The 17,588-nt window shown below is 54.8% G+C and carries 22 protein-coding genes and 1 other annotated feature; of the genes, 21 read left to right on the top strand and 1 reads right to left on the bottom strand.

The window, feature by feature from the left end:
• Positions 1-4: 4 nt before the first annotated feature.
• From mutM to yjeM, 21 genes are all read left to right on the top strand, one after another.
• Positions 5-838: a DNA-formamidopyrimidine glycosylase gene (gene mutM / locus LKE23_RS03540; protein ID WP_291978109.1), complete on the top strand. Its 834-nt coding sequence runs from the start codon at positions 5-7 to the stop codon at positions 836-838.
• 1 nt (position 839) lies between these two features.
• Positions 840-1,442: a dephospho-CoA kinase gene (coaE, locus tag LKE23_RS03535; RefSeq protein ID WP_291978108.1), complete on the top strand. Its 603-nt coding sequence runs from the start codon at positions 840-842 to the stop codon at positions 1,440-1,442.
• Positions 1,443-1,477: 35 nt separating this feature from the next.
• Entirely contained in the window at positions 1,478-1,954 is a 477-nt protein-coding gene (gene nrdR, locus LKE23_RS03530) for a transcriptional regulator NrdR (protein ID WP_291978107.1), read from the top strand.
• Between the two features lie 3 nt (positions 1,955-1,957).
• Positions 1,958-3,322 carry a DnaD domain protein gene (locus LKE23_RS03525; RefSeq protein WP_291978106.1) on the top strand — a complete coding sequence of 455 codons (1,365 nt, stop codon included), beginning with the start codon at positions 1,958-1,960 and terminating at the stop codon, positions 3,320-3,322.
• Between the two features lie 5 nt (positions 3,323-3,327).
• Complete coding sequence (gene dnaI, locus LKE23_RS03520; RefSeq protein WP_291978105.1) at positions 3,328-4,266, top strand: primosomal protein DnaI; 939 nt, start codon at positions 3,328-3,330, stop codon at positions 4,264-4,266.
• A gap of 45 nt (positions 4,267-4,311) precedes the next feature.
• Positions 4,312-4,441 (top strand) — a sequence feature (ribosomal protein L20 leader region).
• Between the two features lie 43 nt (positions 4,442-4,484).
• Positions 4,485-4,997 carry a translation initiation factor IF-3 gene (gene infC / locus LKE23_RS03515; RefSeq protein WP_291978104.1) on the top strand — a complete coding sequence of 171 codons (513 nt, stop codon included), beginning with the start codon at positions 4,485-4,487 and terminating at the stop codon, positions 4,995-4,997.
• A gap of 21 nt (positions 4,998-5,018) precedes the next feature.
• Positions 5,019-5,216 (top strand): 50S ribosomal protein L35, encoded by a 198-nt coding sequence (gene rpmI / locus LKE23_RS03510; protein ID WP_047770538.1) that lies wholly within the window; start codon positions 5,019-5,021, stop codon positions 5,214-5,216.
• A gap of 41 nt (positions 5,217-5,257) precedes the next feature.
• Positions 5,258-5,611 (top strand): 50S ribosomal protein L20, encoded by a 354-nt coding sequence (gene rplT / locus LKE23_RS03505; RefSeq protein ID WP_267201917.1) that lies wholly within the window; start codon positions 5,258-5,260, stop codon positions 5,609-5,611.
• Positions 5,612-5,744: 133 nt separating this feature from the next.
• Entirely contained in the window at positions 5,745-6,278 is a 534-nt protein-coding gene (locus tag LKE23_RS03500; protein WP_291978103.1) for a YqeG family HAD IIIA-type phosphatase, read from the top strand.
• The gene (yqeH, locus tag LKE23_RS03495; RefSeq protein WP_291978102.1) at positions 6,271-7,389 is read left to right on the top strand and encodes a ribosome biogenesis GTPase YqeH; all 1,119 of its coding nucleotides are present in this window, start codon (positions 6,271-6,273) and stop codon (positions 7,387-7,389) included. Before LKE23_RS03500 ends, yqeH begins: the two co-directional genes overlap by 8 nt.
• 14 nt (positions 7,390-7,403) lie before the next feature.
• The gene (yhbY, locus tag LKE23_RS03490; protein ID WP_291978101.1) at positions 7,404-7,715 is read left to right on the top strand and encodes a ribosome assembly RNA-binding protein YhbY; all 312 of its coding nucleotides are present in this window, start codon (positions 7,404-7,406) and stop codon (positions 7,713-7,715) included.
• A 12-nt stretch (positions 7,716-7,727) separates the two neighbouring features.
• Positions 7,728-8,372 (top strand): nicotinate-nucleotide adenylyltransferase, encoded by a 645-nt coding sequence (locus LKE23_RS03485; protein WP_291978100.1) that lies wholly within the window; start codon positions 7,728-7,730, stop codon positions 8,370-8,372.
• Complete coding sequence (gene yqeK, locus LKE23_RS03480) at positions 8,365-8,982, top strand: bis(5'-nucleosyl)-tetraphosphatase (symmetrical) YqeK (protein WP_291978099.1); 618 nt, start codon at positions 8,365-8,367, stop codon at positions 8,980-8,982. The genes LKE23_RS03485 and yqeK overlap by 8 nt, the downstream gene beginning before the upstream one ends.
• Positions 8,983-9,339, top strand: a complete 357-nt coding sequence (gene rsfS / locus LKE23_RS03475; protein WP_267201923.1) for a ribosome silencing factor — start codon at positions 8,983-8,985, stop codon at positions 9,337-9,339. It abuts the gene before it with no gap.
• Positions 9,339-10,079, top strand: a complete 741-nt coding sequence (locus LKE23_RS03470) for a class I SAM-dependent DNA methyltransferase (protein ID WP_291978098.1) — start codon at positions 9,339-9,341, stop codon at positions 10,077-10,079. Before rsfS ends, LKE23_RS03470 begins: the two co-directional genes overlap by 1 nt.
• A gap of 12 nt (positions 10,080-10,091) precedes the next feature.
• A complete protein-coding gene (locus tag LKE23_RS03465) occupies positions 10,092-11,231 on the top strand; it encodes a nucleotidyltransferase (protein WP_291978097.1) in 1,140 nt (379 codons plus the stop codon).
• A 100-nt stretch (positions 11,232-11,331) separates the two neighbouring features.
• Complete coding sequence (locus LKE23_RS03460; RefSeq protein WP_267201926.1) at positions 11,332-11,886, top strand: YceD family protein; 555 nt, start codon at positions 11,332-11,334, stop codon at positions 11,884-11,886.
• 51 nt (positions 11,887-11,937) lie between these two features.
• Positions 11,938-12,117 carry a 50S ribosomal protein L32 gene (gene rpmF, locus LKE23_RS03455; protein WP_267201927.1) on the top strand — a complete coding sequence of 60 codons (180 nt, stop codon included), beginning with the start codon at positions 11,938-11,940 and terminating at the stop codon, positions 12,115-12,117.
• A 208-nt stretch (positions 12,118-12,325) separates the two neighbouring features.
• Positions 12,326-13,012 (top strand): response regulator transcription factor, encoded by a 687-nt coding sequence (locus LKE23_RS03450; RefSeq protein WP_267201928.1) that lies wholly within the window; start codon positions 12,326-12,328, stop codon positions 13,010-13,012.
• A gap of 15 nt (positions 13,013-13,027) precedes the next feature.
• A complete protein-coding gene (locus LKE23_RS03445; RefSeq protein ID WP_291978096.1) occupies positions 13,028-14,485 on the top strand; it encodes a sensor histidine kinase in 1,458 nt (485 codons plus the stop codon).
• Between the two features lie 173 nt (positions 14,486-14,658).
• Positions 14,659-16,155: a glutamate/gamma-aminobutyrate family transporter YjeM gene (gene yjeM / locus LKE23_RS03440; RefSeq protein ID WP_434737607.1), complete on the top strand. Its 1,497-nt coding sequence runs from the start codon at positions 14,659-14,661 to the stop codon at positions 16,153-16,155.
• A gap of 55 nt (positions 16,156-16,210) precedes the next feature.
• On the opposite strand, the gene LKE23_RS03435 is transcribed toward yjeM, so the two are convergent.
• Positions 16,211-17,521 (bottom strand): MATE family efflux transporter, encoded by a 1,311-nt coding sequence (locus LKE23_RS03435; protein WP_291978095.1) that lies wholly within the window; start codon positions 17,519-17,521, stop codon positions 16,211-16,213.
• Positions 17,522-17,588 lie beyond the last annotated feature (67 nt).

Genomic DNA, 17,588 nt, shown 5'->3' with positions numbered 1-17,588 from the left:
AGCTTTGCCAGAATTACCAGAAGTAGAGACGGTTCGCCGCGGTCTGCTCAAGATCGCCAAGGGCCGCAAGATTAACGCGATTGATGTTTATTACGGGAAAACGATCACCAACGACGTCGAGGAGTTTCGCCAGGCCCTGATCGGTCAAACGATTGAGGACATCGACCGACGGGGCAAGTACCTCCTCTTTCGCTTTAGCAACCAGCTGACGATGGTCTCCCACCTGCGAATGGAAGGGCAGTACTTCAGTCAGCCAGTGGGGGCGCCGATCGATAAACATACCCACGTTGTTTTCCAATTTACCGACGGGACGGAGCTGTGCTACCACGACACTCGCAAGTTTGGCCGGATGACCCTGGTCAAAACCGGCCAGGAGATGACGGTCGGCGGCCTCAAGACGATTGGGCCAGAACCGACCCCGGAAGACTTTAAACTCGACTTCTTCAGGACCGAACTCAAAAAGAGCCGGGGCAAGATCAAACCCTTCCTGCTCAACCAGCATCATGTGGCAGGCCTGGGCAACATCTACGTTGACGAGGTGCTTTGGATGAGCAAGATTAATCCGGAGCAGCCGGCCAATACCCTGACCGAGAACGAGATCCGATCCCTCCATGACAACATCATCAAGGAACTGGCGATGGCAATCAGGTATAAGGGGACGACGGTGCACACCTTCGTCGACGCGATGGGGGATGCCGGTGGCTTTCAGGACCGGCTGAACGCCTATGGCCGCGGCGGTGAACGCTGTCCCCGGTGCGGCACCAAGATGGTTAAGATTAAGGTAGCCCAGCGGGGAACGACCTTCTGTCCCCACTGCCAGCCGCTACGGGAGGATTAAGATGACGAAGATAATTGGTTTAACCGGTGGCATTGCCAGTGGCAAGTCGACCGTCAGCAGTCTTTTAAGGGCGGCGGGCTTTCCAATCGTTGATGCCGATCTGATCGCTCGTCAGGTCCAGCAACCGGGGTCGACCGGTCTTGATCGGCTAAAGGCGGCCTTTGGGGCCCAAATCATCGGCCCGGATGGCCAACTGGACCGTCCTCAGCTGGGCCGACAAGTCTTTGGCGACGATCAGGCCCGCCGCCGGCTCGACGCGATCATGCAGCCACTGATCCGCGATGCCATTTGGGATGCGGTGGATAGCCTCAAGCGGGCCGGTGCTCCAGCCGTGATCCTGGACGTGCCCCTGCTCTTTGAACAACACTATGATCAGGACTGCGATTATGTCGTGGTGGTTGCGGTTGATCCGGCAACCGAATTGCAGCGGCTGATGGCCCGTAATCACTATTCCAAGGCGGCCGCTTCGGCTCGAATTGCGGCCCAGATGCCACTGAAAGAGAAAATTCGGCGGGCCGATTGGGTGATTGACAACAACGGCAGCCTGGAAGAAACGCGGCGCCAGGTGGCCCAATTAGTTGAAGACCTGCGGCACCCGCGGTAAAATATAGTATTATCTTACTAAAGGAGGAGTACGCTTTGCGATGCCCACACTGTCATAAAAATGGTTCACGCGTCGTTGATAGCCGGCCGAGTGAAGACGGCACCTTTATTCGGCGGCGGCGTGAGTGCATTCACTGCGGCTTTCGCTTCACGACCTTCGAACGTTACGAACAAACGCCACTTCTGGTGATTAAAAAGGATGGGACCCGGCAAGAATTCAGCCGGCAAAAGATCCTGAACGGGATTGTCCGGTCGGCGGAAAAGCGACCGGTGAGCATGGAGCGCCTGACCAAGCTAACCGATAAGGTCGAAAAAAAGGTCCGTGGCCTTGGTGAAAATGAGGTTTCCAGTCAGATCATCGGCAAGTTCGTGATGAACGAGCTCAAGGATGTCGATGAGGTGGCCTACATCCGCTTTGCCAGCGTTTACCGTCAATTTAAGGACGTCGACGCCTTCATGAACGAATTGGAAACGATGGTCAAAAACGACCACGAAAAGGGAAAGCAGGGTTAAACCGTGAGCAATCGACAAGGCTTTGATCCCCAGGCGGGTTATCTGGTGACGAGCGCGGTTGACTTCGCCAACTTCAACGAGCGAACCTTTGTGGATTTTTACCAGCCGATCTTGGGTCCGGTGGCCTTCAGCCTTTTCTACGCGCTGCGCAGTCAAATGATGGATCGGCCGACCCTGGCAGATCGTCGCCTCCAATCAGAGCTTCTGGTCCAACTTAACGCGGGCCAGGGCATGGTTGCTGAGGGCCTGCAGCGCCTGGAGAGCAGTGGGATGCTGATTACCTACCATCGCCACGATGCCCAGGGCGACGTCTACGTTTACGAATTGCAGGCGACGCTAACGCCCACTCAATTTGTGGCCGATAGCCTTTTAAGTGTCCTGCTCCTGGAAGAGATTGGTGAAAGTCGCTTTAACCAGCTGATGAGGCGGGCCCAGGCACACCGCCTGGCCGATGCCGATTCCCAGTTGAAGGACGTCAGTCACCACTTTTTAGACACCTACCGGGTAGACCAGCGGGAGGTCGTTCACCTTCCTCATGTCATTCGGGATGCTCAAAAGCAGGTGCAACCGGCGCCAGCAAAAGAGCCGCGCAGGGTGGCAACGGACTTTGACTGGCCGACCCTCCTGCAGCTGTTAGAAGGCCAGCCGGTGATTCGAGATGATCTGACCGCCCAGCGTCAACTGATCGAGGTTGAACACCAATTATATGGAATTGACGAACCGGAAATGGCCCGGCTGATTCGCCTTGCAACGGACTTGGCCAGCAACCATTTTGATGCCCAGAAATTTAAGCAGGTGGTTGCCAGCCGCTACCAGCGGGTTCCCGGCAAGCAGGCGACGGTCGCCCAAACGAAAGCGGCTCAATCGACACCTGCTGTCAAGGGCCTCACAGATAAAGACCGCCTGCTGCTCAAGAGTACCGATAACTACGCGCCGGTTGAATTTCTCCAGGCCCTCAAGGAACAGACGGGGGGCTACGTGACGGCGGGCGAGCGCAACGTCTTAACCCGCCTGGTGCAGGACGGTCAGCTGCCGTCGTCGGTCATTAACGTGCTGGTCTGGTACGTCATTGCCGACCTGGGCAACGCCACTCTAAAGGGTAACTTTGTCGACGCCATTGCCAATGACTGGCTACGGGCCGGGGTCAAGGATGGCGCCGGTGCCCTGATGCAGTTGAAAAAGTTCAACCAGGCCAAGCGGGAGGGGGCGCCAAAGCAGGGCACCCGCCGCACCTATCGTCAGCTGCAGGTCCGGGAAAAGATGCCGGAGTGGAGCAAGCAGGATCAAAAGCAGAAGACGAAGAAGGCCTCGCCGGAAGCCATTGCGCGTGCCCGAGCCCTTCAGCGAAAACATTCTGGAAACAGGTGAGATGATTGGAATCACTAAATAAAACCATTCAGAAAATGATGCAGGGACGCAACGTTGCCGCCAACATGGACCAGATCATGAAGCAGGTTTATGCCGATCCCGAGGTCCGGGCGTTCTTGAACCAGCACCGTGACCGGCTGAGCGCCGAGAGTATTCGGCGGGGTCGCTCAAAGCTTTATGAATTTTTCCACGAAAAGCAGCTGATCAAGGAAGGCAAGGCTACGGTGGCCCCCGGCTACTCTCCCCAGCTGCAGCTCGATGGTGGCCAGATCGATGTCACCTATGTTCCGACCCAGCAGCTGATTGAACGCCGCCACCAAGAGCACCTGCGGCAATTGGTCAATTCGATCAATATGCCAAAGTTCATCCGGCAGGCGACCTTTGACAACTACTACTTAGACGATCAAAATGCCACTACGGGTCGGGTGGCAGCCTACAGTGCCGCCGTGGAATTCGTGAAAAGCTATTCGCCGGACCGCTTCCAGCCGGGATTGTACCTGACCGGGAGCTTTGGGGTCGGGAAGACCTACCTGTTGGCGGCGACGGCCAATGCACTGGCCCAGCGGGATGTTGCCACGACGATGGTGCATTTCCCCAGCTTTGCGGTTGAGCTGAAAAACTCCATTCGCAACAACAATGCTGGCGAAAAGATCGATGCGGTTAAACGTTCGCCCGTCTTGATGCTGGACGACATCGGTGCGGATGCCATGTCGACCTGGGTGCGTGACGATGTTCTGGGCGTCATCCTGGAGTACCGGATGCAAGAGGAACTGCCAACCTTCTTCAGTTCTAACTTTTCGATGGCTGAATTGGAGAAACAGCACCTGGCGATCAATAGCCAGGGGGTCGTGGAACCGGTCAAGGCGGCCCGAATCATGGAGCGGATTGAGTTCTTATCCCGGGAAATCCAGATGAACGGTGAAAATCTGCGGAAAAAGGGATAAGTCCTTGACATTTGTCCGCTAATTTTGTAATCTAGTAAACGTTGAAAGAAAAAGCAGAAGCACCCGCTTCTCGCCTGGGTGACAAGGGTCGCCGGGCTGACGAGATGAAATTGAGCAGACGAGAGAGGTCTGTTCCTATTTAGCGGGGTGTTGTGCCCCGCTTTTTTTGCTTGATCTTTCGCTAATAAAATTGGAGGTGCGTTGCCATAGCACAAGATATGATTGTCAATAACGGTATTCGTGCACGCGAGGTGCGCCTGATTGACCAAAATGGTGAACAATTGGGTATCAAGTCAAAGCGAGAAGCACTTCAATTGGCAGAAGATGCCAATCTTGATTTGGTGTTAGTAGCACCAAAGGCACGGCCAGCTGTTGCCCGCATTATGGATTACGGTAAGTACCGTTTCGAGATGCAAAAGAAAGAGCGTGAAGCTCGTAAGAAGCAGAAGACAGTAACTGTCAAGGAAATTCGCCTGAGCCCATCCATCGACACGAACGACTTCAATGTTAAGTTGAACCGGGTTCGCAAGTTCATCGCCAAGGGCGACAAGGTACGGGTTTCATTGCGTTTCCGTGGCCGTGCGATCACGCACAAGGATATCGGTCGTGACATGATTGAACGGATGGCTGAAGAAACGTCCGACATTGCTACTGTTGTCCAACGTCCAAAGATGGAAGGGCGGAGCATTTTCTTAACGCTCGCCCCAATTGCTGATAAAGCGAAAAATTAATTAAGAAGGTAGGAATTAGTTATGCCAAAGATGAAGACTAACCGCGCTGCTGCAAAGCGTTTCAAGCGTACCGCTAAGGGTGGATTCAAGAGTGGTAACTCATTTACCAGCCACCGTTTCCACGGTAAGACCAAGAAGCAACGTCGTCAATTACGTGGCTTGAGCATGATGGACAAGTCCAACGTAAAGCGTTACAAGAAGTTATTACCATTCAAGTAAACTTCAATCGATCAATAAGACATACGTAGGAGGATTTCAACATGCGAGTTAAAGGTGGAACTGTTACGCGCGCACGTCGTAAGCGCATTATGAAGTTAGCAAAGGGTTACCGTGGTTCAAAGCACCGTCTGTTCAAGACTGCTAAGGACCAAGTAATGAAGAGTTACGTTTACGCTTTCCGTGATCGGAAGGTCAACAAGCGTAAGTTCCGTGAACTCTGGATCGCCCGGATCAACGCTGGTGCCCGGATGAACGACATTAGCTACAGCAAGTTAATGCACGGACTGAAGCTGGCTAACATTGACATCAACCGGAAGATGTTGGCTGACCTGGCCGTTAACGACCCAAAGGCATTCACTGCCCTGGTTGACGAAGCCAAGAAGGCCCTCAACTAAGTTTAATTTTTTAGCCACCCATCCCCTTATGCCGATGGGTGGCTTTTTTAGTGAGTCGCCCGGGGGTTGATTAATTGAAACCCCATTGAACAATCGTTATAATTAATCTAATAATGCATAATGAGGTGCAACTGTGTTTGAAAAATTTAAACCAACCTGGATGGTGAAGAGCGTCTACAACGTTTCACCCCAGCAATTAAAGCAGCATGGGATTCGGGCGGTGTTTAGTGACCTGGATAACACCTTGATTGCCTGGAACAATCCGAACGGAACCCCCGAACTCCACCGCTGGATGGAAGAACTTGACCAGGCGGGGATCCCACTGATCGTGATTTCGAACAATAGCAAGAAACGGATCGGCAAGGCGGTAGCCGACTTAGACCTGCCCTTTATGGCGCGGTCGATGAAGCCATTCAGCTACGGCATTACCCGGGCCCGTAAGAAGCTCGGCTTGAAGAAGCATGAGGTGGTGATGGTCGGCGATCAACTGATGACCGACGTGATCGCGGCTAACCGAGCCGGCGTTTACAGCCTCTTAGTCAAGCCGCTGATCAACACCGACAAGTGGATCACCTGGCCAAATCGCCAGATGGGTAACTTCGTTTGGCGGGAACTGAAGAAGCAGTACCCGAACTTGAAATGGCAGGAGGGACTAGAAGATGAGTGAGCAGCAAGAAGAATTGCGTTGCATTGGCTGTGGAGCGGTGATCCAATCCACCGACCCCAAGGCCCCGGGCTACACGCCGCAGTCGGCGATTGAAAAGGGCCTGGCCAACGATGAATTGTACTGCCAGCGCTGCTTCCGGCTTCGCCACTACAACGAAATTGCGCCGGTTTCCCTGTCCGACGACGACTTTTTGAAATTGCTGAGCCAGATCGGCCAGACGGATGCCCTGATCGTTTACGTGGTCGACATCTTTGACTTCAACGGCAGCCTGATTCCAGGCCTTCACCGGTTCGTCGGCCAAAACCCAATCCTGTTGGTCGGCAACAAGGAGGATCTCCTGCCCCGCTCCCTGCGGCGGTCCAAGCTGCGTGACTGGATTCGTCAGCAAGCCAACCTGGCAGGGCTGCGGCCGGTGGATACGGTCCTGGTTTCGGCCAAGAAGAACCACCAGATTGATGACCTTCTGGAGACGATTGAGCACTATCGGCAGGGGAGAGACGTCTACGTGGTCGGCGTCACCAACGTCGGCAAGTCGACGATGATCAACCAGATCATCAAGACACGGACCGGGATCCAGGACCTGATTACGACCTCCCGCTTCCCGGGAACGACCCTGGACAAGATCGAGATTCCGCTGGACGATGGTCACCGCCTGATCGACACGCCGGGAATTATCCATGCTCACCAGATGGCTCACGTCCTGTCGCCAAAGGCCCTCAAGCTGGTGGCACCGCAAAAGGAGATCAAGCCCCGGACCTACCAACTGAATCCGGAGCAGACCCTTTTCTTAGGTGGCATTGCGCGCTTTGACTACCTTAAGGGTGAACGGGTCGGCGTGGCGGCCTACTTCGACAACAACCTGATGATTCACCGGACCAAGCTGGCCAATGCGGATACGTTCTACGAAAAGCACGTCGGTGAACTCCTGACGCCGCCGACCAGTGACGAGCTGGCTGATTTCCCACCGCTGGAGAAAGAGGAGTTTCACGTCCACGAAAAGAGCGACATCGTCTTTGAAGGCCTCGGCTGGATCACCGTCCCCGCGGGGGTTACGGTGGCCGCCTGGGTACCAAAGGGTGTCGGTGCCCTGGTTCGCCGGGCAATGATTTAGTAAGGAGAATTGGAATGAAGTTAAGAGGAAAGCAAAAACGTTTCTTGCGGGCGCAGGCCAACCACCTGCAGCCGATTTTTGCGGTTGGCAAGGAGGGCTTGACCAAAAACTGGCTGGCCCAGCTCGACGGTGCTCTGGACCGGCGGGAGCTGATCAAGGTCAACATCCTGCAGAATGCCGATGTTGACACTGACGAATTAAAATCATTTATTGAAGATAATACCGATATCCAGGTCGTCCAGACGATCGGTCGGGTCTTAGTCTTGTTTAAGGTTTCCGCAAATAAGGATCTGCGGAACCTGTCGGAGCGCGTTGCGCGAATTTAAGGAAGTGTGCTTATGCAGCGTTGTCGAGTCATTGCAACCCCGCAGCCGCGGGTGCAACCAGAAACGGTGATGATGGAAAAACGGCGGCGGGTCGGAATTTACGGCGGAACCTTTAACCCGGTTCACAATGCCCACTTGCTGGTGGCGGACCAGGTCGGCCATACCCTGTCGCTTGATCAGGTTCGCTTTATGCCGGATGCCAATCCGCCCCACGTTGATCACAAGTCGGCAATTGATGCCGAGACGCGGCTGGCAATGCTCCAGCTGGCGATTAAGGATAATCCGCTCTTCGCAATTGAAGGAAGCGAACTGGAGCGGGGCGGCATTAGCTACACCTACGACACGATGAAGGATTTGATTGAGAAGAATCCGACCACCGAATACTACTTCATCATCGGCGGTGACATGGTGGACTATTTGAGCAAGTGGCACCGGATCGACGAACTGGTGCGCCTGCCCCGTTTCCACTTTGTCGGGGTTCGGCGGCCGGGTGCCAAGAACGAATCGGACTATCCAGTCATCTGGGTGGACGTCCCACCGGTGGGCTTTAGTTCCACCGACGTCCGCAACCGGATTCGGCGGGGGCAGTCGATTCGCTACATGGTTCCCCAGGCGGTTGCGAACTATATAAAGGAGCATCATTTATATCATGACTAGTGAGATTATTGACTATCGTCACCATTACGTTCCGCTGACCCGTGACCAGCTGGTTGACCGGCTTCACCAGGCCCTCAAGGAGAAACGCTTCCACCACGTCTTGCGGGTTGAGCAGACCGCCATTCATCTGGCCAAGCAAAACGGCGTGGACGTGGAAAAGGCCAGCATTGCCGGTTTGTGCCACGACTATGCCAAGCAGCGGCCGGATCGGGACTTCATCAATGAAATTCACCAAAAGGGGCTGGACCCCGAACTGCTGAATTATGGCAACGCCATTTGGCACGGGATTGTCGGCGCCGAACTGATCAAGGACGAGCTAGGCATCTGGGATGAGGACATCTTGAATGCGGTTCGCCACCACACGACCGGGGCGGCCGTCATGTCCAAATTGGAACAGGTCATCTACATGGCCGACTACATTGAACCGGCCCGCGATTTTGCCGGGGTGGAGACCGCCCGGCAGCTGACCGAGCAGGACCTGGGTGCCGGCGTGGCCTACCAGACCAAGCACACCTTGGAATACTTGATTGAAAATAACAAACCAGTGTACCCGAAGACGATTGAAACCTATAACGCCTGGGTACCAGCTTACGAAGGGAAGATTGACTAGATGGAAAGCAAACAGTTACTGGAAATGGTTGTCAAGGCTGCCGATGGACGGCGGGCCGAAGACATTGTTGCCCTGAAGGTGGACGAGATTAGCCCAATGGCCGATTACTTTGTGATCATGACCGGGGGCTCCGATCGGCAGGTTCAGGCGATTGCCAATGCCATTATCGAAAAGGCCCACGAAAACCAGGTCAACATCGGGAGCGTCGAGGGGAAGAACCATGCCAAGTGGGTCCTGATCGACCTTGGTGACGTGGTCGTTCACGTCTTCCGGGAAGAGACCCGGAGCTTCTACAACCTTGAAAAGCTGTGGTCCGATGCTCCGCTGGTGAACATCGACCAGTGGGTTAACGACTAATGATTTACCATAGCTTTGCCCAGCTGTATGATCAGCTCTTCGACGACCAGCTTTATGAGGACTGGGCGCAGTACACGCTGGAACACGGTGGCGAAAAGGCGACGACTATCCTTGATCTGGCAGGCGGTGCCGGTCGCCTGGCCGTTTTGTTGGCGAAAGCAGGCAAGGAAATGACCGTCGTGGATCTGTCGGCGGACATGTTGGCGCTGGCGGCCCAGCACGCCACCGCCGCGGGAGTTGAGCTAAACCTGCTCCAGGCGGACATGCGGGATCTTTCCGGTCTGTCCGAGTACGACATGGTGACCTGCTATGCGGACTCGTTTAGCTACCTTGATAATTTAGCGGACGTCACCACCAGTTTTCACCAGGTTCACGACCACCTCAAAGCAGGCGGCCGTTTTCTCTTTGACGTGATCACGCCCTACCAGACGGACGTCATCTATCCCGGCTACATGTACAATTATGAGGACGATGATCACCAGCACGCCTTCATGTGGCGCAGCTACGGAAATGATGAGGTTGAACACGGGGTGATTCACGACCTGGCCTTCTTTAATCAGCTGGACAATGGTCAATATGAACGGGTGGGCGAAACCCACTTCGAGCGCAGCTACCCGTTAGCCGACCTCCAACAGGCATTGGTTACGGCGGGCTTTAACCAGGTGCGTGTCAGTGCTGACTTTGGTCGCATGGCGCCCAACGAGGAGACGACGCGCTTGTTCTTTGACTGTCATAAATAGGGGATGAGCATGATGCAAGCAGTTGGCATGGTTGTCGAGTACAACCCCTTCCATAATGGTCACCGCTATTTCCTTCGCCAGGCAAAGCAGGTTACCGGCGCAGACGTCGCGGTGGCCGTGATGAGCGGCAACTTCACCCAGCGGGGCGAGCCGACAATCGTCGATAAGTGGACCCGCACCCGGGCCGCCCTTGAGAACGGGGTCGACCTGGTCGTGGAGCTGCCGATCTTTTCGGCCGTTCAACCGGCCCACCGGTTTGCGGCCGGGGCCCTGGCGATCCTGAACGCCCTGGCGGTGGACCAGGTCGCCTTTGGGGCCGAGCACCCCGACTGGGACTTTGAAGCGCTGGTGGCGGCGGAAAAGAACTTCGACGCCGCGGAGTTCAACCAGTATAACGCCACCTACGCCACCCAGTTCAACGAGCAGCTGGTCGCCCAGACCGGGGTGATGCTCAAGGATCCCAATGACATCCTGGCCTTTGCCTACACGAAGACCGTCCTGCGCCACCACTATCCGATGCAATTGCACGCGATTCAGCGGCGTGGCAGCGACTACCATGATCAGGAAATCCACGGGCAGATTGCCAGCGCCAGTGCAATCCGCCAGGCGGTCGCCACGCAGACCGATTTTTCGGCGACCGTTCCCGAAGTGATGGCACAGGGCTTGCGGCAGGTGAAACGGGTGCCGTCCTGGGAACAGCTCTTTCCGCTTCTGCGCAATCAATTGATTCAGGCCCCGACCGGTTATCTGGCGAATACTTATCAGATGGCGGAGGGACTGGAGAATCGGATGAAGGAGGTCGCCCAGCAGACCCTGGATTTTGCCACCTTTATCCACCGCCTAAAGACCAAACGCTACACCTATGCTCATCTTCTGCGGATGTGCCTCTATGCCACCCTGCAGATCAGCGAGGAGGAGATGGCGGCCCATCTTCAGCAGCCCTACATCCATATTCTGGGCTTTACCGATCGTGGCCGAGCCTACCTGCACCAGGTGAAAAAGGCGGTCAGCATGCCGATCTTTACCAAGGTCAGCCAGCAGATGCGCGATCACCTGTGCAACCTGGACTACCGGGCCGGCAAGCTTTACCAGAATTTTACCCCGGTCGAACAGGACCTCAGCCACCCGCCGATCATGCTTTTTGACCGGTAAAATGCCCCGGTGAGTGGGCCAGGAGCTGTCAAGGAAAAACCATTGACAAGCCTTCGGGGGACTAGTATAATTGCATACGTTGCATTAGGAGGTTAGTACGATGAAATGGTCGATTGCAGAGTTACATCGGTATCAAGATGAACCACTTCATATTCAAAGTACTTTTGATCTGAACGCATCATTGACGAAGCTGTTCCCGGATATCATCTTAGCCGTTGAACCGGTGAAGGTGGACGGGTACGTATCCTACGACGACGGGGATGTGACCATCAGTGCCAACGTCAAGACGACGCTGACGGTGCCATCCAGTCGTTCGCTGACTCCCGTTTCGTTACCGCTTGACTTTGACTTTACGGAGACGTATATTGATGATCGTGATCACTTTTCGCGCTACGAGGATGACGAGGTCGTTTTCCTCTTAAAGCCCGGGGAGCCGATCGACTTTGATACCGCACTAGCGGAGAACATCGTCGAGCAGGTGCCGTTACGAGTGCTTTCTGCGGATGAAAAGGCCGGTAAAGCCATGCCAAAGGGAAATGACTGGAGTGTTATTTCTGAGGATGACTATAAGGCCAGCAAGCAGAAAGATCAAAAAGTTGATCCACGTTTCGCGAAACTGCAAAAGTTATTTCCTGATCAGGATGATAAAAAGTAGCGGACGGTTAAAAACCATTTGTGGATAAATTAATCCTAGGAGGTGTCTAACATGGCTGTTCCAGCACGGAAGACTTCAAAGTCCAAGAAGAACATGCGTCGGGCGCACATTAAGTTGAACGTCCCTGGCTTAACTCCTTGCCCAAACTGTGGTGAACTTCGCAAGTCCCACATGGTATGCCCTAACTGTGGCTACTACAACGGCAAGCAAGTTGTTAACACTAACAACTAATTTGACCGATAAAAATCACCCACTAGGCGCCGGACCTGGGGTGATTTTTTGTTTTTAAAATTTAATAATTAGCTGGACTGGCTTTGATGCGTCGTGAAGATTTCTTGATTTTACCCTGGCTAAGGCTGGGGTTTATTAGAAAACTGTGATAAAATTATTTTGTTTTATTAATACGAACGTTCAAATTAATTATTAGCAGGTGAAAGTAATGAGTCGAATCTTAATTATCGAAGACGAAGAAAATTTAGCAAAGTTTGTCGACATGGAGCTCAAGCACGAGGGCTATGACACGGATGTCGAACTGGACGGGCGGGCTGGCCTGGACGCGGCCCTGAACCAGGACTTTGACGTGATCCTCCTGGACTTGATGCTGCCGGAACTAAACGGGATTGAGGTCGCACGGCGGGTCCGGGAAGTCAAGGACACCCCGATCATCATCATGACGGCCCGGGATTCCGTCATCGACCGGGTTTCTGGGCTGGACCACGGTGCCGACGACTACATCGTCAAGCCGTTTGCCATTGAAGAATTGCTGGCCCGGGTACGGGCACTGCTGCGGCGGATCAGCATTGAAGACGGCAACAACAAGGAACACCAGACCACGGTCAACTACAAGGACCTGACGATCGAAAAGGAAAACCGGGTTGTCCGGCGTGGCGATGAGGTCATCAACCTGACCAAGCGAGAATACGAACTGCTCTTGATCCTGATGGAAAACATCAACGTGGTGATGTCCCGAAAAGAACTGCTCAGCAAGGTCTGGGGCTACGATTCCAAGGTAGAAACCAACGTCGTGGATGTTTACATCCGTTACCTGCGGAACAAGATCGACCGGCCTGGCGAGAAGAGCTACATTCAGACCGTCCGGGGCACGGGCTACGTTATTCGTTCCTAAGGCTCGTGGTTAATTATGGATGAGAAAACAAGCGACCGTCGATTTATCTCCCTCAAGCTGAAGTGGGCCTTTGGGACGGCCGTGGGTTCACTATTCATCTTCTTCATTGTCGCCATGGCGATGTTCACCTCCTTCACGCAGCGGCTCTTCGATCAGGAGCGCGGGCTGCTTGACCAAGGGATGACTAATATCAGCCGCCAGTTGGGACAGGTGGATCACCCCCTCACCAAGCAAAATGTTCAATCGGCGCTGGTGCAGCACAAGACGGGGGGCGCCCAGTACCAACGGCCAATCGTTCAGGAATTGAGCGACGGGCACCTGGTCGTCAATGTATACAGCCCCAAGCACCAGACGGTCCTCAGCACTGGGCAGCCCATCACCAAGCCGGCCTTTAACGACCAGCATCGGGTCCAAATGAAGAAGGGTCCCGGTCACAAGATCATTGTCGGCCAGGCCCCAATTTACGCCAAGCAGGGCCATCGCTTGATCGGTTATCTTCAGGTGGAAAACAAGCTGAACGTTTACTACCGGAACTACCGGCAGCTGCGCCTTGTGATGATCCTGGCCCTGTGCCTGGTCGTCCTGGCCAGCGGACTTTTGGGCTACTTCCTGTCGATGCTCTTTTTGCGGCCCCTCGGTGACATTCATGACACGGTCAAGGTCATCAGCAAGGACCCCACCAAGAATGCGCGGGTACCAGTGCCAGCCCACAATGATGAGCTGGCCGAGCTGGCGACGATGTTTAACGAGATGCTTGACCAGACCCAGCGCTACATCAACCAGCAGTCACAGTTCGTCAACGACGTCAGTCACGAATTGCGGACCCCGATTGCCATTATTCAGGGCCACCTCGACATGCTGCAGCGTTGGGGGAAGGATGATCCAAAGGTCCTTAACGATTCAATCAACGCTTCTCTGGTCGAAACGGAGCGGATGAAGAACCTGGTGGCAGAAATGCTTGACCTTTCCAGAGCCGAGCAGGTCGACATCAACTACCGCGATCAACAGACGGTGGTCAACGACGTCGTGCACCAGGTCTACAACAACTTCAAGATGCTCTACCCCGACTTCGTCTTTACCCTTGATGATGACCTGAGCAAGCCGATCACGGCCAACATCTACCGGGACCACTTAGAGCAGGTGCTGGTGATCCTCTGTGATAACGCCGTCAAGTATTCAACCGAGCGGCGGGAGGTCCACATCTCGCTTTCACGGGGGATGGACACCGTTGAGATCGGGATCCAGGACTTCGGGGCCGGGATCCCACCGGAGGACATCGACAAGGTCTTTGACCGCTTCTACCGGGTGGACAAGGCCCGCAGCCGTAAGAAGGGCGGCAACGGGCTGGGCCTGTCGATTGCCAAGCGCCTGATCGAGGGCTACCATGGTTCCATCACCCTGGAAAGCTCTTTGGGCGCCGGTTCGCTCTTCCGGATCATTTTGCCGATCGCGAGCGACAAAGATACCAATTAGTATGAGAATTTAACAAGAGTCGCAATGCCAAGCACATTGCGGCTCTTTTGCCTTCCCCAGATTTATTGATTAAAAGCTTCTCATGTTCATTTTTTAATAAAGTCCGATAGCATATAATTAAAACGAAGCTACTTAAAAAACTAAAGTATATGCTTGGGGGAGTTGAATTTATAGTGGCTGAAAAACAACCTAAGTTAATCACCACACCGACCTTGGTGCTGATGATTATCTCAACGATTTACGGCTTTGGGAATGTTTCCATTGCCTATGCACAAATGGCCTACGCCGGGATGTTTTGGTACATCCTGGCCGGGGTCTGCTTCTTCTTTCCGTGCTGCCTGATGATGGCGGAGTACGGGTCGGCCTTTAAGGACGCCAAGGGTGGTATCTACTCCTGGCTGGCCGGTTCGATTGGGGAGAAGCTGGCCTTTATTGGTACCTTCATCTGGCTTTCGAGTTGGATCCTCTGGCTGGTCTCCAGTGCCTCGCGCCTGTGGATCACCCTGTCGGCCCTGCTCTTTGGGCACGACACGACGCAGCGGTGGCACTTCTGGATTTTTAATTCGACGGAACTGATTGGAATCCTGGCGATTATCTTTGTCCTCTTAGTGACCTTCCTGAGTTCGCAGGGAATGAACGGAATTACCAAGATTAGTTCCTTCGGCGGGGCCTTCATGATCGGGATGAACGCGATTTTTATCCTGGCCAGCCTGGTGGCAATTATCGCCAACAAGGGGGTTACCGCCCAGCCGATCCACGGCATCAGCAGTTTCTTCGAGTCGCCGAACCCGGCCTTTAAGACGCCGATTGCGGTGATCTCCTTCGTCGTCTACGCCATCTTTGCCTACAGCGGGATGGAAAACCTCGGTGGGGTGACCGACAGCATGAAAGATCCGGAGCACACCTTCCCGCGCGGCCTGGTGATTGGGTCGCTGCTGACGATCGGGAGCTACGTGCTGATGATTCTGATGACCGGTTTTACCGTCAATTACGACCACGTCATCGCCCGGCCGAATGTCAACCTGGGGAACGTAACCTACGTGGTCTTTGACCGCCTCGGTTACATGATGGGGGCCTCGCTTGGCCTGAGCCACGCGACCAACCTCCTGCTCGGCAACATCTTTACCCGACTGATCGCCCTATCCGGTCTGCTGGGGATGCTGGGCGCCATGTTCCTGCTGGTTTACTCGCCGATCAAGTCCTTCGTGATGGGGGCCAATCCAAAACTGTGGCCGGCCCGGGTGACGAAGCTGAACAAGCACGGCATGCCAGCCTTTGCGATGTGGCTGCAGGCGATCTTTGTCTGCTGCATCATCTTCCTGATTTCCTTCGGGGGTTCGGCCGCCAGCGCCTTCTACCAGATCCTGACCGACATGGTTAACGTTTCGGCCTGCGCGCCCTACATCTTCTTGGTCGGGGCCTTCCCGATTTTCCAAAAGAAGGAAATTCCGCACGACTTCGTGGTCTTCAAGAACCGTTTCTGGACCAAGGTCTTGGTAGTCTTCGTCGAAATCATTGTTTGCCTGGGAATCATCTTTACCTGCGTCCAGCCGATTCTGGACCACGATCTTCAGACGGCCTTCTGGACTGCCTTTGGTCCGGTCTTCTTCGGTATTTTGGCCTGGCTCTTCTACCGGCACGCGGTGAAGAAGAACCATTTGAATCTTTAGCCTGAACTAATAAAAAGACTGGTGAGAAAAATTGCTTTCTCATCAGTCTTTTTAATTAGTCAAAATTTTGGATCCGCTGGCGAACCAGGATGGCGGCGACGAGGCAGACGAGCAGCTCCGTCACCGGCATCGCAGCCCAGACCCCGTTGATCCCGAAGATTGCGGCCAGGATGAAGATCGCCGGCAGAAGGATCAAATATCCCCGCAGAAGCGAGAGGGTGAAGGAAGCCCGGGCGGCATTGATCGCCGTCAAGAAAAGGATGAACAGGAGGTTGAGAGCGCTGAAGAAGGCGCTGGTGAAGTAGATCGGCAGACCAACGCTGGCGTAGTGGACCAGCTGACTGGACTGGGAGGTGTTGAAGACCTCGATGATTGGCAGCTTGAAGACGATCAGGATCAAGAAGCTGACGGTTGCCAGGATCAAGGTGATGACCATTCCCGTCTTGAGGGCGGCGGTGACGTTGGCAAAGTGATTCTCCCCGTATTCCCGGCTGGCGATCGGCTGGACGCCAAGCGCGACCCCGTTGGCCAGGGCCAGGACGACGATGGCGATGTTGGAGATTACCCCGTAGGCCGCCACGGCGTAGTTATCCGCCAGCTGGAGCAGGACGTGGTTGAAGAAGTAAATGCTGACCCCGGTGCTGAGCTCGTTCAAGGCCGCCGCGATCCCAAGCTTGGCGGCCCGACCGATCGTTTTTAGCTGCGGCCGGCACCAGTGCAGCTGGAGTTGCCGCTGGGCAAAGTGGCGGTGGCGACTGAGGACGAGCAGACTGATGGCCGGTGAGAAGAGCACCGCCAATGCGGCCCCCTCCATCTTCAGCCCGCAGCCGAAGATGAAGAACCAGTCGATGAAGATCACTGAGATGGTCTCGGTGAGAGTGGCCTTCATGGTCAGGGTCGGGTTACCGTCATTCCGGACGAAATTAATCGAGATGTAGTTGCACATGTAGAGCGGGGCGGAGCAGGCACAGATCCGCAGGTAGATGGTGGCCATCTGCCGGGTCTGGTCGTTGGCACCGAGGAAGTTGACGACCGGGGTGACGAAGACGTTGATTAAAACGGCGAGGACGATTCCCAGGCAGGCCGCGAAGATGATCAGCTGGCTGTAAAGGTCCCGGACGCGCTCCGGATGCAGGACCTTGTTGAGCGAAAAAATGGTGGCGCCCCCGACGCCGAGCAGGAGCCCAAGGCAGTTGAAGACGTTAAAGAGTGGCAGGACCAGGTTGAGGGCGGTCAGCCCCAGTGCCCCGGCCGCAATCGAGATGAAGAGGGTGTCGATCAGCACGTACATCGACATCCCCAGGCTGGCGATGACGTTTCGCAAGACGTAGTGACGAACCTCGCCGGCAATTGTTTGTGTTGGCATGCAAAATTCCTCCCTTGGTCTTCCTCCCCCGCACGCGGACGCCTGTTGGAAAACGATTGTTGATTTG

Origin of the sequence: Limosilactobacillus sp. (assembly GCF_022482365.1) — a bacterium.
Classification (GTDB): domain Bacteria; phylum Bacillota; class Bacilli; order Lactobacillales; family Lactobacillaceae; genus Limosilactobacillus.
The sequence above is the reverse complement of the archived record's forward strand: the minus strand, read 5'-3'. Positions and strand labels throughout refer to the sequence as shown.

Bases quoted from the DNA above. Each gene is read 5' to 3' on its own strand.
- LKE23_RS03465 (WP_291978097.1), top strand. From the start codon at position 10,092: ATGCAAGCAGTTGGCATGGTTGTCGAGTACAACCCCTTCCATAATGGT.
- yhbY (WP_291978101.1), top strand. From the start codon at position 7,404: ATGAAGTTAAGAGGAAAGCAAAAACGTTTCTTGCGGGCGCAGGCCAAC.
- LKE23_RS03450 (WP_267201928.1), top strand. From the start codon at position 12,326: ATGAGTCGAATCTTAATTATCGAAGACGAAGAAAATTTAGCAAAGTTT.
- LKE23_RS03485 (WP_291978100.1), top strand. From the start codon at position 7,728: ATGCAGCGTTGTCGAGTCATTGCAACCCCGCAGCCGCGGGTGCAACCA.
- yqeK (WP_291978099.1), top strand. From the start codon at position 8,365: ATGACTAGTGAGATTATTGACTATCGTCACCATTACGTTCCGCTGACC.
- infC (WP_291978104.1), top strand. From the start codon at position 4,485: ATGATTGTCAATAACGGTATTCGTGCACGCGAGGTGCGCCTGATTGAC.
- LKE23_RS03445 (WP_291978096.1), top strand. From the start codon at position 13,028: ATGGATGAGAAAACAAGCGACCGTCGATTTATCTCCCTCAAGCTGAAG.
- rpmF (WP_267201927.1), top strand. From the start codon at position 11,938: ATGGCTGTTCCAGCACGGAAGACTTCAAAGTCCAAGAAGAACATGCGT.
- LKE23_RS03435 (WP_291978095.1), bottom strand. From the start codon at position 17,521: ATGCCAACACAAACAATTGCCGGCGAGGTTCGTCACTACGTCTTGCGA.
- coaE (WP_291978108.1), top strand. From the start codon at position 840: ATGACGAAGATAATTGGTTTAACCGGTGGCATTGCCAGTGGCAAGTCG.
- yqeH (WP_291978102.1), top strand. From the start codon at position 6,271: ATGAGTGAGCAGCAAGAAGAATTGCGTTGCATTGGCTGTGGAGCGGTG.
- rplT (WP_267201917.1), top strand. From the start codon at position 5,258: ATGCGAGTTAAAGGTGGAACTGTTACGCGCGCACGTCGTAAGCGCATT.
- rsfS (WP_267201923.1), top strand. From the start codon at position 8,983: ATGGAAAGCAAACAGTTACTGGAAATGGTTGTCAAGGCTGCCGATGGA.
- rpmI (WP_047770538.1), top strand. From the start codon at position 5,019: ATGCCAAAGATGAAGACTAACCGCGCTGCTGCAAAGCGTTTCAAGCGT.
- LKE23_RS03470 (WP_291978098.1), top strand. From the start codon at position 9,339: ATGATTTACCATAGCTTTGCCCAGCTGTATGATCAGCTCTTCGACGAC.
- LKE23_RS03460 (WP_267201926.1), top strand. From the start codon at position 11,332: ATGAAATGGTCGATTGCAGAGTTACATCGGTATCAAGATGAACCACTT.